Annotated in this window: 15 protein-coding genes; 9 read left to right on the forward strand and 6 right to left on the reverse strand. The window is 63.9% G+C overall.

All coding sequences use genetic code 11. The features are described 5' to 3' along the window. From D8M36_RS08165 to D8M36_RS08185, 5 genes are read left to right on the forward strand one after another with little or no spacing between them, the layout of a single operon-like run. The gene (locus D8M36_RS08165) at nucleotides 1-582 is read left to right on the forward strand and encodes a TRAP transporter small permease (RefSeq protein ID WP_126848116.1); all 582 of its coding nucleotides are present in this window, start codon (nucleotides 1-3) and stop codon (nucleotides 580-582) included. Continuing rightward, on the forward strand, nucleotides 579-1,880 hold the full coding sequence (locus D8M36_RS08170; RefSeq protein WP_126848118.1) for a TRAP transporter large permease: 1,302 nt from the start codon (nucleotides 579-581) through the stop codon (nucleotides 1,878-1,880). Before D8M36_RS08165 ends, D8M36_RS08170 begins: the two co-directional genes overlap by 4 nt. A 44-nt stretch (nucleotides 1,881-1,924) precedes the next feature. Further along, complete coding sequence (locus D8M36_RS08175) at nucleotides 1,925-3,007, forward strand: TRAP transporter substrate-binding protein (RefSeq protein WP_126848120.1); 1,083 nt, start codon at nucleotides 1,925-1,927, stop codon at nucleotides 3,005-3,007. After that, nucleotides 3,004-3,639 carry a TRAP transporter small permease gene (locus D8M36_RS08180; RefSeq protein ID WP_126848122.1) on the forward strand — a complete coding sequence of 212 codons (636 nt, stop codon included), beginning with the start codon at nucleotides 3,004-3,006 and terminating at the stop codon, nucleotides 3,637-3,639. Before D8M36_RS08175 ends, D8M36_RS08180 begins: the two co-directional genes overlap by 4 nt. A 3-nt stretch (nucleotides 3,640-3,642) precedes the next feature. Next, nucleotides 3,643-4,953, forward strand: a complete 1,311-nt coding sequence (locus tag D8M36_RS08185) for a TRAP transporter large permease (protein WP_126848124.1) — start codon at nucleotides 3,643-3,645, stop codon at nucleotides 4,951-4,953. A gap of 17 nt (nucleotides 4,954-4,970) precedes the next feature. Here the strand turns inward: D8M36_RS08185 and larB are convergent, their stop codons facing one another. Genes larB through D8M36_RS08200 form a run of 3 tightly spaced genes read right to left on the reverse strand, consistent with a single transcriptional unit; the run spans nucleotide 4,971 to nucleotide 7,911 of the window. Further along, on the reverse strand, nucleotides 4,971-5,714 hold the full coding sequence (larB, locus tag D8M36_RS08190; protein ID WP_446717766.1) for a nickel pincer cofactor biosynthesis protein LarB: 744 nt from the start codon (nucleotides 5,712-5,714) through the stop codon (nucleotides 4,971-4,973). After that, complete coding sequence (gene larE, locus D8M36_RS08195; protein ID WP_126848130.1) at nucleotides 5,711-6,580, reverse strand: ATP-dependent sacrificial sulfur transferase LarE; 870 nt, start codon at nucleotides 6,578-6,580, stop codon at nucleotides 5,711-5,713. Before larE ends, larB begins: the two co-directional genes overlap by 4 nt. Then, entirely contained in the window at nucleotides 6,577-7,911 is a 1,335-nt protein-coding gene (locus D8M36_RS08200; protein ID WP_126848132.1) for a lactate racemase domain-containing protein, read from the reverse strand. The genes larE and D8M36_RS08200 overlap by 4 nt, the downstream gene beginning before the upstream one ends. Nucleotides 7,912-7,937: 26 nt before the next feature. Here D8M36_RS08200 and D8M36_RS10420 point away from each other — a divergent pair, with 26 nt between their 5' ends. Further along, complete coding sequence (locus tag D8M36_RS10420; protein ID WP_148110245.1) at nucleotides 7,938-8,903, forward strand: LarC family nickel insertion protein; 966 nt, start codon at nucleotides 7,938-7,940, stop codon at nucleotides 8,901-8,903. Then, on the forward strand, nucleotides 8,896-9,354 hold the full coding sequence (larC, locus tag D8M36_RS10425; RefSeq protein WP_161970236.1) for a nickel insertion protein: 459 nt from the start codon (nucleotides 8,896-8,898) through the stop codon (nucleotides 9,352-9,354). Before D8M36_RS10420 ends, larC begins: the two co-directional genes overlap by 8 nt. Here the strand turns inward: larC and msrA are convergent. The 3 genes from msrA to D8M36_RS08220 all read right to left on the reverse strand — a co-directional run bounded on the left by msrA (nucleotide 9,351) and on the right by D8M36_RS08220 (nucleotide 12,549). After that, entirely contained in the window at nucleotides 9,351-10,031 is a 681-nt protein-coding gene (gene msrA, locus D8M36_RS08210; RefSeq protein ID WP_126848134.1) for a peptide-methionine (S)-S-oxide reductase MsrA, read from the reverse strand. The genes larC and msrA overlap by 4 nt on opposite strands. 56 nt (nucleotides 10,032-10,087) lie before the next feature. Then, on the reverse strand, nucleotides 10,088-11,659 hold the full coding sequence (locus D8M36_RS08215) for an aspartate:alanine exchanger family transporter (RefSeq protein WP_238638429.1): 1,572 nt from the start codon (nucleotides 11,657-11,659) through the stop codon (nucleotides 10,088-10,090). A gap of 311 nt (nucleotides 11,660-11,970) precedes the next feature. Beyond that, entirely contained in the window at nucleotides 11,971-12,549 is a 579-nt protein-coding gene (locus D8M36_RS08220) for a CueP family metal-binding protein (protein WP_126848138.1), read from the reverse strand. 404 nt (nucleotides 12,550-12,953) lie between these two features. On the opposite strand from D8M36_RS08220, the gene D8M36_RS08225 reads away from it, so the two are divergent. Next, entirely contained in the window at nucleotides 12,954-13,676 is a 723-nt protein-coding gene (locus D8M36_RS08225) for a response regulator transcription factor (protein ID WP_126848146.1), read from the forward strand. Beyond that, complete coding sequence (locus tag D8M36_RS08230; protein WP_126848148.1) at nucleotides 13,673-14,800, forward strand: sensor histidine kinase; 1,128 nt, start codon at nucleotides 13,673-13,675, stop codon at nucleotides 14,798-14,800. Before D8M36_RS08225 ends, D8M36_RS08230 begins: the two co-directional genes overlap by 4 nt. Nucleotides 14,801-14,847: the final 47 nt, after the last annotated feature.

Genomic DNA, 14,847 nt, shown 5'->3' on the forward strand with positions numbered 1-14,847 from the left:
ATGTACGACACCATGCTCAAGCTCAAAAAGGGCATCACCGTGTGCCTGTTCGCTATTGCGGGCATCCTGCTTGCCGCGATGGCGCTCCTCGTGATCATCCAGGTGTTCACGCGCTACGTCCTCTCCGACCCCGCTGATTGGACCGAGGAACTCGTCACCGTTTCGCTCATGTGGGCGTGCTTCCTGTGCGGCGCCTACGCTTTCGTCAACCGCAAGCACATGGCGCTCGTGTTCTTCCGCGACCGCCTCGGTGAGAGCGGTAAGCGCATCATCATGATTCTCGTCGACGCGCTCGCACTCGCTTTCGCGGCGATCGTGATCGTGTGGGGCGGCACGCAGCTCACGCTCGTCTCCCTCGATGCACCTTCCGCGATCCTCCAGATTCCCCGTGGTCTCTCCTATGGTGCGGCCCCCGTCGGCGGCATTTTCATGGTGCTCGCCCAGATCATCAACCTGTGGGAGGACTTCACCGGAAACACGCTCCCCGATACCGACTTCGGCGCCGACGACGAGGCACTCGTCGCCGAAGCCGCCGCCGACATCCCCACCGAGACCATCGAAACTAAGGAGGCCCGCGCATGAGCACCATGACGGTCACCCTGCTCCTGTTTGGCACCTTCTTCGTTCTGCTCGCCGTCGGCGTGCCGATCGCAATCGGCATTTCCGTTGCCGCTTTCGCGAGCATCCTCATGATCCTCCCGCCCGATCAGGCCATCTTCGTCGTCATGCAGAAGATGAACACGGGCCTCGAATCCTTCACCCTGCTCGCGATTCCCCTGTTCATCCTCGCGGGCAACATCATGAACAACGGTGGCATCGCCAAGCGCCTCATCGCGCTCGCAGAACTCGTGACGGGCCGCGTGCCCGGCTCACTCGTGCACACGAACATCGTGGGCAACATGCTTTTCGGTGCACTTTCGGGTTCGGCCGTTGCCGCCGCGGCGGCGATTGGCGGCACGATGAGCAAGCAGCAGCGCGAGCGCGGTTACGACCCGGCTTTCACAGCGGCGGCGAACATTGCTTCGGCTCCCTCGGGTCTTCTCATCCCCCCGACGACGGCGTTCATCGTGTACTCGATGATCGCGGGCGGCACGTCAATCGCGGCGCTGTTCATGGCGGGTGCGGTGCCCGGCCTCCTCATGGGGCTGACCGTGATCGCGGTTGCTCTCGTGTATGCGATCCGCAAGAAGTACCCGACCTCAGGTGCCGTGAGCGCCGCTCAGGCCGGTAAGACCATCCTCGACGCGATCCCGGCTCTTCTGCTCATCATCGTCGTCGTGGGCGGCATCGTTGCGGGTATCTTCACCGCCACCGAGGGCGCGGGCATCGCCGTTGCGTACTGTCTCATCCTTGCGCTGCTCTACCGGAGCCTCACGTGGGGCGACATCAAGGCCATTATGGGCCGCACGATCGCCACGACCGGCGTGATCCTCCTGCTCATCGCCGCGAGCTCCGCAATGAGCTGGGTCATGGCCTACACGGGCATGCCGCAAGCGATCAGCGACCTGCTCCTCGGCGTTTCCGATAACCCGATCGTGATTCTTCTGCTCATCAACGTCGTTCTCATTGCGGTCGGGACGTTCATGGACATCACGCCCGCGATCCTCATCTTCACGCCGATCTTCCTCCCCATCGCAGAGGGCATCGGTATGGATCCGGTCCACTTCGGCGTGGTGCTCGTGTTCAACATGTGCATCGGCACGATGACCCCGCCCGTCGGTTCGGTGCTCTTCATCGGCACGAGCCTCGCGGGCACGACGATCGAGAAGGTCATCCCGAGGCTTCTGCCGTACCTCGCGACGCTGTTCCTCATGCTGCTCATCGTCACGTTCGTGCCCACGCTCTCCCTGTGGCTGCCGGGCGCGATGGGGCTTTTGTAAGCTGCCGGCCAATCGGCAGCGCATGACATCAAAGGAGATTGACCATGGCACCAGTGCACCCTTTTTCGAGGGTGGATAGGCGTCACCGCCTCCCCTCCCGCCCCGTTTCGAGGAGGTCCGTTCTCGGCTTCGTCACGGCAGCCGGCGCGGCCGCTACCCTCGCGGCGTGCGGAGGGGCGGAGGGCAGCGTGAGCACAGATCACGTCCTTTCCGTATCCCTCAACCAAACGGAGACGCACCCGAGTTACCTCGCGCTCACGAAATTCGGGGAACTTCTCGAGAACGCCACGAACGGTCGCTGGGGAGCGCGCGTCTACGCGAACGAGAGCCTCGGTGCTCAGCAGGAAGTCGTCCAGCTCGTCGCCGATGGCGCCGTGGATATGGCCGTCATTTCTAGCCCGCAGATGGAGAACCTGTCGCTTCGCTTCCGCCCACTCAACCTGCCCGGGGTCTTTACCGATAGTGACCACCAGGCAGCCGTGTTAAAAGACGAGTCGATCGTGGGCGAGCTCTTCGAGTCGCTTGTGGATTCGAAGAATCTGCGCGTGCTCGGTGGTTTCACCCAGGGATCGCGGCACCTGTACACGAATGCGCCTGTGTCGTCGCCCGATGACCTCGTGGGGAAGAAGATCCGCGTGCAGGAATCGGATGTATTCATCGCACTCATGCGCGCGATGAAAGCCTCCCCCACCCCCATGGCCTACGGCGAGGTCTACACGGCCCTCCAGGCCGGCGTGCTCGATGGGGCAGAGAACAATGAAATCAGCTACGTCACGCAGCGCCACTATGAAGTCGCGAAGCACTTCACGCTCACGAACCACCTCGTGGGTCTCGACTACGTCGTTGCCGGCGAAAACACACTCACGAAGATGAGCAACGAGGATCGCGAGGCCTTCCTGAGCTGCTTCGCCAAGGCGCAAGACTACTTCGTTGAGCTCTGGAAGACGGAAACTGAAAAGGCCATCGACACGATGAAGGAAGCCGGCTCGACGATCCACGAGATCGACCCTTCGGTGTTCGGCCCGGCAATCGATTCGGTCGCCGAGCAGTTCCTCTCGACCTTGGAGGATGAAGAGCTCTACACGAAAGTTCGCGAACACCACTCGGCGAAGGGAGACTCAAAGTGAGTACCACGAGCGCTTCTCCCCACACTGTCGCGCCAGTATCCCCGCTGCGCCGCGGCATCATCGAGACCCTCAAATGGATGAGTATCGCGATCTTTACCATCCTCGTGCTCGTCGTACTGTGGCAGGTCATCGCGCGCCAGCTTCTAGGTCAGCCCTCGACTTGGTCGACAACTGTCGCGCAGTACATGCTCGTGTGGCTCACATTGTTCTCGATGGCATTCGTCTTCGCGGAGCGCGGCCATGTCGCCGTCGACATCGTCTCTCGTCTTGCACCGCCTGCGGTGCAAAAGCTCCTCGCCATTCTCGTTGAGCTCGCGATCGCTCTTTTCGCGGGTCTCGGCCTCGTGTGGGGCGGGATCCGAGGCGTTGGGCTCACGTGGACCCAGACAATTCCGGGGCTGCCCCTCACGATCGGCCACATGTACCTTGCGCTTCCCGTGTGCGGCGCGATCGTGCTCGTAGTGGCAGCCTTGGACCTGATCGAGGCAGCGAGGTACGGCGTTCTCACTTCCCTCGAGCCTCAAGCTTCCGACGCTATCCCCGCCCCCGCCATTCCTCGCCAGAGCGCGGATGCTGGCCCTCATTTCCCTCACCGAACAACCGGTGACACGACAGACTCGACGGAGGTGTAGGCTGTGGATCCCGCAATGCTCGCCGGTTCCATTCTTGTCATCGGCATTGCTCTACTCATTCTCATTGGCGCTCCGATCGCTGTCGCGATTGGCCTGCCTTCGGTCATCGCGCTCATCGCCGTTCTTGACGCGGATTCCGCGGTGTTCGTCGCGGCCCAGCGAATATTCACGGGGTCGAGCTCCTTCACGCTTCTCGCGATTCCCTTCTTCGTGCTCGCGGGCAACCTCATGAACAGTGGTGGCATCGCGACGCGCCTCATTGACGCGGCGAAAGTGCTCGTGGGACGCCTCCCGGGTTCACTCGCGCACACGAATGTCGTGGCAAATGCACTTTTCGGTTCTGTGTCGGGCGCTGCAGTCGCCTCGGCAGCAGCCGTTGGCACAACGATGAACCCGCGTCAGCGTCGCGAGGGCTATGACCCTGCGTTCGCTGCGGCCGTCAATGTGGCCTCGGCGCCGTCGGGCATGCTGATCCCGCCGTCGAACACGCTCATCGTGTACTCGCTCGTGTCCTCAACGTCCGTTGCCGCCCTATTCGTCGCGGGCTACGGGCCTGGCCTCGTGTGGGTGCTCGCGTGCATAGCGGTCATCCTGCTCGCGGCGCGCAGGCGCACCGAGCTTCGCGGCACCACCGAGCGCATTCCTCTCTCGGTAGCCGCGATGACGCTTGTGAAGGCCGTGCCGGCAATCCTCATGATCGTCATCGTCATGGGTGGTCTTCTCGCGGGGATGTTTACGGCAACGGAATCAGCCGTGATTGCTGTCGCGTATTGCTTCATCCTTGGTCTCGTGTACCGCGAGCTACACCTCAAAGACATGCCCGGTATCCTCGCGGCCTCGGCGCGCACGACCGCCGTGGTCATGCTCCTTGTCTCGGTGTCCTCAGCTCTTGGTTGGGCCCTCAGCTACGCGACGATCCCGGAAACGGTTGCCCACGCACTCTTGTCGCTCGCCGATTCGAAGACTCTCATTCTTCTCATCATGATGGCGGTTCTTCTCGTGGTGGGGACCTTCATGGACCCCACTCCCGCGATTTTGATCTTCACGCCGATCTTCCTTCCCATCGCGGAGCAGCTCGGTGTGGATCCGATTCACTTCGGTCTCATGATCACGTTTAACCTGTGCATCGGCACGATCACCCCACCCGTAGGCAACGTGCTGTTCGTGGGCGCGAAGGTGGGCGAAGTACGCGTGGAGCCCGTGATTCGCGCACTCGTACCATTCCTGATTGCACTTATGATCGGGCTTTTGCTCGTGATGTTCATTCCGCAGATCACGATGTTCCTGCCCGGCGTGTTCGGCGTGCTCTCGTAAAGCTCCAACGATGATTTCTACTCGGTTTCTCGGGGCGCCCACCGCGCAATTTGCGCGGCGAGGTGCCCCGCGCCGTATCCGTTGTCGATATTGACAACGCCGATGCCTGGCGCGCACGCCGAGAGCATTGTGAGGGCTGCGCTCACTCCCCCGGCTGCGACGCCGTAGCCAACCGACGTGGGGAGCGCGACGACGGGGCACGCTACCTGCCCGGCAATCACCGTGGGGAGCGCACCGTCCATGCCCGCGACGGCGACGATGCACGCGGATTCCCGCAGCTCGGGTAGGCGCTCGAGTAACCGGTGCAGTCCCGCGATCCCAATATCGGGGATGAGCCGGGTGGGGCGGCCCAGGTAGCGCGCTGTCAGTTCCGCCTCGCGCGCGACGGGGAGGTCGCTCGTGCCGGCACACGCCACGGTCACGAGCCCGCCCGTGGGGTCCGGTTCCGACGCTGGCCACGCCCCGAGCGATGCTTCTTCCTCATGGAAGAAGCCCGGCAGCTCCTCTCCGATTGCGGCGGCTTTGTCGGTGTCGAGGCGGGTAAAGAGTGTGGGCAGCGCGGGCTCGCCACCGTCGGCCTCGGCACGTTCGCGGATCGCGCGGGCGATTCGCACAAGCTGCTCCACGCTTTTCGCGTCGCACAGGATCGCCTCGGGGGCGCCCCGCCTTGCGGCACGATCGAAGTCGAGGTTGGCGATGGCGGCGAGGGAGGCGTCGGGCCCCTTCCCCGAACCTGCGCCCGCGCCACGCTCCGCGCTCACAGCGTTCCCTTCGCGTTCATGATGCTGAGCGTGAACGCCCCCGATTGGAGGCCGGCGAGGTCGAGGGTGACGTTGCGGAACCCTGCCTTCTTACCCGCGTTCACGAGGGCCGCGCGGGTCTCGGGTTCGACGGCGCGCGCAAGCTCGCCTTGCGGCACTTCGATGCGAGCGATGCGGCCGTGGTGGCGCACGCGGCAGTCGCTAAAGCCCAGGTCAAACACGGCATCCTCGAGATCTTCGACCTGGCGGAGCTTCTCGGGCGTGACCTTCTCGCCGTGGGGAATGCGCGAAGCGAGGCACGGCGCGGCTGGTTTCTCCGCAACGGGAACGCCGAGGGCTCGCGCAACCTCGCGCACATCGCTCTTCGTGAGGCCCGCGCTCGCGAGGGGGCGGAGCACCGCGTGGTTCGTCGCGGCGCCCGCACCGGGGCGATCGGGGCGCTTCGCATCGTCGGCATTCTCACCGTAGGCCACGGCATCGAGGTCAAGTTCGTCAAGCACCTCGTCCTCGATGCGCGTGAAAAGCTCGTCCTTGCAGAAGAAGCAGCGGTTCGCGGCATTCGCGATGTATTCGGGGCGCTCACCCTCGTGAGTCTCAATTTCCCGGACGCGCACGCCGATGGCCTCGGCAACCTCGTGGGCTGTGCGGCGCTCGCGCCGTGCGAGGGAGGGAGAGACGCCGAGGAGTGCGACGACATGGTCAGGGCCGAGGACACGCACCGCGAGCGCGGCGAGGGTCGCGGAATCGACCCCACCGGAGTAGGCGATGCCAACGCGCTCGTGTTCGGCGAGCGTGCGCATAGCGGCCTCGGCTCGCGCGGCGAGGTCTCCGGTCAGCTGAGGCACGGTTGTGAGCGGTGCGCTCACAGCGGCTGCCGTTCGCTCTCGAGGCGATGCAGCACCTCACCCGCGTGGTCGACGACGAGAGTATCGGGGTCGTTCCGTAGGGCCTCGAGGTCAAGCGAGGCGGGATCCACGTACTCGACGTTGTACTCCGCGCACACCTCCGGCAGGATCTGCGTGGCGAACGCGCGGCGCACGCGGTTCTTCTCCTCGCCGGTTTCGGCATCGTAGGTGCCGAGGCCCGTGACGTGGGTGGAGTGGGCGAGCTCGCCCCACGGGTGGTTTTTGAAGCGATCCCACTGTTTCGTGAAGTACTCGATGTTGTGGTAGCCGATGTCGCGAAGGCCCGGGTGCATGGCGGCGACCTCCGTGATATGCGGGGCATAGATGATCACCTGGCCACCGTCGGCACACACCGGCTCAAGCTTGTAAAAGCCCTTCGCCCCCGTCCAAATGTCTTCGTACATCTCCGGCATGATCGCGACGATCCGCTTGTACGGTTTTTCGACGTAGCGAATGTGCGTGTGGGCCGAGATTTGCGCGCACGCCGCCCATGCACTCTCAGGGGTCCCGAAGCTCATCGCGTGCAGGTCGCTGCTCGCGGAGCGCACGACCATCGCGAGGCAGTATTTTTCGGTCTCGATGCGCGCGCTCGCCGCATCGATCAGCTCGCGTACGGGCGTGATGCCGAGCGCCCCGATGATGCGACTCGCCGTGATGAGCGCCCCCACCCAGTGGGAGATGTCGATGACGTCGTGCACGGAGCAGCCGGGGAAGAAGTACTTGTTGCCACCCGAAAAGCCCACCACCTCATGGGGGAATACTGGCCCGACGATAAGGTTCACGTCGGCCTCAACCACATGGCGGTTGATGTGCACGCGCATGGGCACATCATCGAGAAGACCGCCCGTGAGCTCGGCGATGGTCTCGGCACTGATCTCGCCGAGGTCCGCGATCTCCGCCTCGTTGTCCCATTCGTGGTTGCGGATCTCGAAAGCCGGGTAAGTCTCGCGGAGTTTGCCGGGGCCCGTGCCGAGCATCCGCTCGATGTGCTCGTCGCTCATCGCGGCGTGCGTGCCAAGCGCGATGAGCACTGTCACGTGGGAGGCGCGATCCTTGAGCGCGTCGTGGACGGCGGGCATCACGCGCGAGAGCGGTACTGACCGGGTGCCGTCGGGAATAATCACGCACACGCGCTTGCCATCGAGGTCGGTGTTCGCGAGCTGTTCCTCCACAAACCTTGCGATCTGCTCGTCGGTGAGGGTGTCGTTGGGGCCACCAATGCGAGCGGCGGCGCTCACTAGCGAGGCGGGAATGGGCTTCACGTGACTTACTCGTTCGCTCATGGTGTCCATTATCGCGCGGATTACAATCGGTTGCCATGGGACACAGTGAGCACTTCAGCAATAGCGCCTCCTCTTCTACGATCGCGTGGATCGACGCAACCGCGGGTATCGCGGGCGACATGCTTCTCGGGGCCCTCGTGGATGCGGGTGCCGACCTCGATGCCGTGCAGTCCGTGATCGATTCGCTCATCCCTGACGCCGTGAAACTCTCCTCTCGTGTCGTGGACCGCTGCGGGCAGCGCAGCGTCAAGGTCGATGTCGAGATGCTCGTGGAAAACCCGCCGCACCGCACGTGGACCTCGATCCGCGACATGCTCGAGGGTGCGCGAGGGGCAGTCCCCGAACGCACGATCGACCTCGGTTTACGCGTTTTCGCTCTGCTCGCCCACGCTGAGGGCCGAGCCCACGGCATTGACCCCGAGGATGTCCATTTCCACGAGGTGGGAGCGCTCGATTCGATCGCCGACATGATCGGCGCGTGCGAGGCGTGGCGTCAACTCGGGATCGCTTCAGCGACCGGCAGCACGATCTCGGTCGGCTCGGGCCGCATTCGTGCCGCTCACGGGGACATTCCGGTGCCGGTTCCGGCAACGGCCTATTTGGCGGAAGGATGGCCGACGGTTGCCGGCGACCTTTTGCCTCCCCGTTCGCACGCTCACGACCACGCTCACGACCACGCTCACGATCACGGCCATGCTCACGCGCATCCTCATGGGCACGATCACGATCACGACCACCAGCACGAGCATGAAGCCTCGCTGCCCGAGCATGCCGCGGGCGGCCCGCACGCCGCGGCCCTTCCCCCGGCAGGCGTCGCCCCAGGCATTGGTGAACTCGCCACCCCCACGGGTGTTGCCCTCATGCGCGGCCTCGCGGAAAGCTACGGCCCCATGCCGGAAATGGTGACGCGAGCGGTTGGTATTGGGGCGGGCACGAAAGACACACCCGGTCGACCGAATGTTGTGCGCATCTTCCTCGGGGAGCGCTACCCCCATGCATGACGCCCACGACACTCCCGAGCAGGTCATGCAACTCGAGGCGAATGTTGACGACGCCGATCCGCGCCTTTGGCCCGGCATCATCGACGCGATGCTCGAGGCCGGCGCACTGGACTGCTGGCTCACCCCGATCATCATGAAGCACGGCCGCCCCGCCGTGACCGTGCACGCCCTCGCGCGGCTGGGCGAGGAAATCCGCCTCGCCGATCGGCTCCTCGATCTCACTGGCTCGCTCGGTGTGCGCTACGCGCCTCTCCACAGGCGAATCCTCACCAGGCGGTTCGAAAAGATCGAGGTTGAGGGCGTGGAGGTGGCCTTCAAGATCGCTACGCGTTCCGACGGTTCCGTGGCAACCGTCGGACCTGAATTTCGAGACGTGCAGGTCCTCGCCCAAAAATTGGGCATCACCGAACGCGAAGCGCTGCGGCGCGCCCGGGACGCCTACTCCTCTTAGAGTGCGCCTTCAAGGGAACACGCGACGCCGTTGAAGCCGTGATTGCAGTAGCCACCCGGGTTCTTCGCGAGGTACTGCTGATGCTCAGGCTCTGCGTAGTAGTACTTGCCCGCCCCAGCCTCACTCAGCGGCGCAACCACGGTCGTGATGCTGCCGCGGGCGGCCGCCGTGAGAGCCTCCTGATATGTCTCGAGGGACGCACGCACGATTCGCTCTTGAGCGGGATCAGTCCAAAAGATCGCGCTTCGGTACTGCGTGCCAATGTCATTGCCCTGCTGATTCTCCGTCGTGGGATCGTGCTGCTGCCAAAACTCGGTAAGCACGCGCGCGAGCGCTTCCTCATCTTCGTACACGACCTTCACAGCTTCGGCGTGGCCCGTCTTCGCGGAACACACTTCCTCGTACGTGGGGTGGGGCGTGTAGCCGCCGGCATACACCGCCGCGGTGGTCCACACGCCGGGAATCTGCCACATGATGCGTTCGATACCCCAGAAGCACCCGCCCGCGAGGATCAGCTCGCGTGCTCCTTCCGGCGCGCCCTCGCCGAGCATGTCCGTGTCGAGCACGAGATGATCGCGGGACAGCGGGAACGGGTAATCGTCACGGCCGGCAAGCGCGTCTTCGGGCTTCACCATGACCTTCTTGTGCGCATTCATAATCTCGAGAAATTGGAACATGAGGCGAACCTACGCGCCAGGGCTGAGCAGCCCATGGACGGGTCTGGAAAAGATCCTTAGAGCAACACGATCGCCTGTGCGAAAAGGATCTTCGCGATCATTCCCGCCGCAAACATCGCTGAATAGCCGGGGTCAGTGCGCTCATCATCCACAAAGGTTTTCACGTGATTGAGCAGTACGGGCTGGCCCACGAAACCCGCGACGGCACCCGCGGTGCGTGCCGCGCTGAGTCCGAGCGCGGCTCCGACTCCCCACAGCGCAAGTAGGGCAATTCCGAGGGTGAGCAGGGTCGCGATCCCCACGAGCAAGCCCGTCACGGAGAAGGCAGTTCCGGCGAAGGCTTGGCCGCTTTTGAGTCCGACGGTGGTCAGGAACATGAAGAGGCCAAATTGCCTGATGGTGAGGTTCGCGCTCGTGGGGAGGGTCCACACAATTGGACCGGTGCGACCCATGTACCCGAGTACGAGGCCCACGACGAGTGGTCCGGCGGCACTTCCAAGGGCGAGGCTCGCGCCGCCTACTGAGAGCGATACAAATCCCACGATAATGCCGATCGCGACGCCGAGGCCGAGGCTCAAGAAATCGACCTCGGTAATGCGCATTTCGGAGTCGCCGAAGAACTCCGTGAGCTCCTTGCGGCGGTCCTGCGGCATGACGACGCGCACGCGGTCACCGAGCTGAAGCGTCATTTCGGCGTGGGCGAGCATGTCGGTGTCGCCGCGACGCACGCGCGTGATGATCGATTCGAAGCGCGTGGGAATGTGCAGGTCCGCAACGGTACGGCCCGCGAGTTGCGGGTTCGAGACCACGAAACGGCGGAAGTTCACCTTCGTGCGGTCATTCGCGAGGTGCGTTTCGCTTTCACGGCCGAGGAGGGCGGCAGCCTCGTGAACGGCATCGGGCACGCCCACCATGAGCACGCGGTCGCCCTTGTGCAGGGTTTCCGAAGGGTGCGCGACGCGAATCTCGTCGCCTCGTTGGAGGTAGGAAATGCGCAGGTCGCCACCAGCCTTGCCGGGAACGGAAGCGATCCCGGGAATCATGCTGATCTTCATCGTGTTCTCGACTTCGACGGTGATGTCGAGAAGGTCCGTTGCCGAGACGGAGGAGGGGTCGTTCTTGCCGCTCATCTTCGAGCGCGCGATCTTCGGTATGAGCAGCATCCCAAGCACCACGGCAAGGGGGTAGGCGATAGCGAAACCAACCGACGGATTGGTGTCGCCCGGAACGATTTCGTTGGCGCTACTCAGCGCGGGCGTCGCGGCACCCGATCCCGCGAACATGCCGGCGGCCATGGGGCTTCCAAACCCAAAGAGGTAGCCCGTGAGAAGCGAAAGTGCCGCTTGAACGCCAAGGAGGAGTACGCCACCCACGAGGAGGGAACCTTGCGCTCGCATCTGCCGAAAGAACGAGGCACCCGAAGCGATGCCGATCGTGTACACAAAAAGTGCGAGGCCAAGCGATTCCACAAGGTCCAGGCCGCTTCCGAGGCGGGGATCGAGAGCGCCGATCGCGAGCCCCACAAATAGTGCACCCGCAGGTCCAAAGCGGAGCGGACCGAAGGGAATCGCACCCACGAGGGTGCCAAGCGCCATCGTGACAACGAGGGTCAAAAGGGGGGAGCTCACGAGCAGGTCGATCATATTTCCCACAATAGGCACTGCTGGCCGTGTGCGCCCGCTCTTGCCCTTCTCCCCCACCCTCAAGGTGTAGACAACCACGTTATCCAGCCTGATTCGGTGGTGCCTTTGCGGTTTTCTTCACCTTCGGTTGCGCACATACGTGCACGTGCACGGTCCGACGGTTGCCTGGGTAGCGTCGGAGCCGGATGCGCTCATGACGCACCAGGGGGGTGTCCACTACTCGGGGGACACCCCCTGACCCACCGTGCCGCCCTCGGCGGCGTCGACGAACTGCTGGCCGATCGCCGACTGCGCCATCACGTCAGGCGCAGGTCTGTGACACAGGTGGCACCGTCGTCGGTGGTGGAAAACTCCGTGGTGCCGGTACGCCCCTGGTAGCTGACCTCAATCAGGCCGGTGACATCATCGGGAAGCCAGAAGCCAATAAACCCGTTGTCGAAGGTGGTTGTCGCCTCGTCCACCAGCACCTCACCGGTCGCCTCATCGGTGATCTTGACCTGGATATCCTCATTGGCGAGTTCCCCCTGGCAGGTCGTGAGGCTGTGGTAGAAGCAGTCGTGGGTGGAGGTCAGATAGGGTGCGATCGAGACATACGTCTGATTGTCGGGAAGATCGACCACGACTTCCTGGTCATCGCTCGAGAGCAGCAGTTCATCGGCACGCACTGAGGCGATCAGATCCGTGGGACGCTCATTGACCTTCTGCCGGTCGAGGTGATCAATGATCTCCACCCCGTCCATGGCGGCCAGGCCATGGGTAGCCAGGAATGCATCCTGGGACACCGTCCCGTCGGCGGTGGGTTCCGGGTCGGCGGCCGAACACCCCGCGAGGGCGAGGGCAAGGGCGACGGTTGCGATCGCTGCTCGTTTTTTCACGTCAATCTCCTTGGATCGTGGTAAGACCGTGAGAAGACACCGCCTCAAGGCCGATGCCATACCTTTATCTTGCACGGGTGCCTGACGAACTAGAAATCAAAAACCCTGCTCACAGCCTTATAACAGGGCGAAAAGGGGGTGAATTCGGTGGGCTGGGTCACCACCGAGACACCACCCCACAGCCGTGGGCGATGTCCTTCTACCCACCCCGGGTATGCGATGCAGGCAGTGAAATCCCTGGTGGCGCCTGCTGAACCAACCAGGGGAGGCGATGCCACCGGCCCGGGGTGGGGCACAGGGGTGACGGCGGTCGAAGGGTGATGTTTGAAGATTTGATGAAGATTTCCCCGCTGGGCACTAAGCGAGGGTGGTATTCCCTCCTGGCCGGAGCGATGCTGGGGTCTATGGCTAACCGCACACCGACCACCGCCACGCCCCCGAGGCGGGTGCTGGTCGTCGATGATGAACAACCCCTGGCTCAGATGGTGGCCTCCTACCTCATCCGGGCCGGTTTCGATACCCGCCAGGCGCACACCGGCACCCAGGCCGTGGACGAGGCCCGTCGCTTTTCCCCCGATGTTGTGGTGCTGGATCTGGGGCTGCCCGAACTCGACGGCCTGGAGGTGTGTCGACGGATACGCACCTTCTCGGACTGCTACATCCTCATGCTCACCGCGCGTGGCAGCGAGGACGACAAGATCAACGGTTTGACCCTGGGGGCGGATGACTACATCACCAAACCTTTTAGCATCCGGGAACTGGTGACCCGGGTGCATGCGGTGCTGCGCCGCCCGCGCACCAGCACCACCCCACCGCAGGTGACCACCCCCTTGATCGTTGGTGACCTCATCCTTGACCCCGTCGCCCATCGGGTGCAGGTGGGGGAGACAACCGTGGAGCTCACCCGCACGGAGTTCGAGCTGCTGGTTGCCCTGGCCCTGCGCCCCGGCCAGGTGCTGACCCGCCGCGACCTGGTCACCGAGGTCTGGGACACCACGTGGGTCGGTGATGAACGCATCGTCGATGTCCATATCGGCAACTTGCGTCGCAAGCTCGGCACCGACACCCGGGGCCGGGGGTTTATCGACACCGTGCGTGGCGTGGGCTACCGGGTGGGGCAGCCATGAATCACGGACCCGGCCTGACCTTCCGCTTCCTGGCCGCCCAGGTGTTGGTCGTGGTGATTGGCCTGCTGGTGGCCGCGGCCGTGGCCACAATGGTGGGCCCGACCCTGTTCCATGATCATATGTTGATGACCGGCCCGGAGGACCCCTCGCTGGAGCTGTTCCATGCCGAGCAGGCCTACCGGGACGCCAACTTGATCACCCTGGCTGTCGCCCTGCCCACCGCCTTAATCAGCGCCCTGCTGGCTAGCCAGTGGTTATCGCGTCGCCTGCGCACCTCCCTGCAGGATCTCACCCGCGCCGCTACCAGCCTGACCGCCGGCAACTCCCGTATCCGCGTGCCCGTCGGACAAGCAGGCCCCGAGGTCACCACCCTGGCGCATGCCTTTAACACCATGGCCGACCGGCTGGAACACACCGAACAGGTCCGCCGCCAGATGCTCTCTGATCTGGCCCATGAAATGGGCACCCCCTTATCGGTGCTCACGGTCTACCTCGATGGTCTCCAGGACGGGGTCGTGGACTGGAATAATGCCACCCACACGATCATGGCTGACCAACTCACCCGCCTGACCCGGTTGATGGAAGACATCGACGATGTGTCCCGGGCCCAGGAACACCGGATCGATTTGGACCTGGCGGAGGAAGGGCTCGGGGATCTGCTTCATACCGCCGCTGCTGCCGTGGGGGAAGCTTATGCTGACAAAGGCGTCGACTTACAGGTCGAGACCATTACGGACACCGCCCGGGTGCTCGTGGACCGGCAACGCTTCGGTCAGGTGATGAGCAATCTCCTGTCGAACGCGCTACGGCACACTCCGACCGGCGGGCAGGTCCGGATCAGCGTCCACCGACAGGGGGCGTCCACCGCGCTCATCCACGTCGCCGATGATGGCGAGGGCATCCCACCTGACCAGCTCGGACACATCTTCGAACGCTTCTACCGGGGGGATGCCGCCCGCAGCCGGGACGACGGCGGGGCCGGTATCGGTCTGACCATCTCCAAGGCATTGATCGAGGCCCACGGCGGCACTCTCACCGCCACCTCCCCCGGACCCGGTCGCGGAGCGGTGTTTACCCTCCGCCTCCCGCTGTCCCCTCCCGACAGTGAGGAGGCTGCGCGGTGACCACACCCTGCCCCGCGTGAGGACCGCGCCCTCCACCCCTTGAAAAT

The organism is Dermabacter sp. HSID17554 (assembly GCF_003989295.1).
Lineage (GTDB): Bacteria > Actinomycetota > Actinomycetes > Actinomycetales > Dermabacteraceae > Dermabacter > Dermabacter vaginalis.

Excerpts from the sequence above, each read along its gene's own strand:
- D8M36_RS08165 (WP_126848116.1), top strand. The coding sequence starts at position 1 with ATGTACGACACCATGCTCAAGCTCAAAAAGGGCATCACCGTGTGCCTG.
- D8M36_RS08170 (WP_126848118.1), top strand. The coding sequence starts at position 579 with ATGAGCACCATGACGGTCACCCTGCTCCTGTTTGGCACCTTCTTCGTT.
- D8M36_RS08175 (WP_126848120.1), top strand. The coding sequence starts at position 1,925 with ATGGCACCAGTGCACCCTTTTTCGAGGGTGGATAGGCGTCACCGCCTC.
- D8M36_RS08200 (WP_126848132.1), bottom strand. The coding sequence starts at position 7,911 with ATGGACACCATGAGCGAACGAGTAAGTCACGTGAAGCCCATTCCCGCC.
- D8M36_RS10420 (WP_148110245.1), top strand. The coding sequence starts at position 7,938 with ATGGGACACAGTGAGCACTTCAGCAATAGCGCCTCCTCTTCTACGATC.
- larC (WP_161970236.1), top strand. The coding sequence starts at position 8,896 with ATGCATGACGCCCACGACACTCCCGAGCAGGTCATGCAACTCGAGGCG.
- msrA (WP_126848134.1), bottom strand. The coding sequence starts at position 10,031 with ATGTTCCAATTTCTCGAGATTATGAATGCGCACAAGAAGGTCATGGTG.
- D8M36_RS08225 (WP_126848146.1), top strand. The coding sequence starts at position 12,954 with ATGGCTAACCGCACACCGACCACCGCCACGCCCCCGAGGCGGGTGCTG.
- D8M36_RS08230 (WP_126848148.1), top strand. The coding sequence starts at position 13,673 with ATGAATCACGGACCCGGCCTGACCTTCCGCTTCCTGGCCGCCCAGGTG.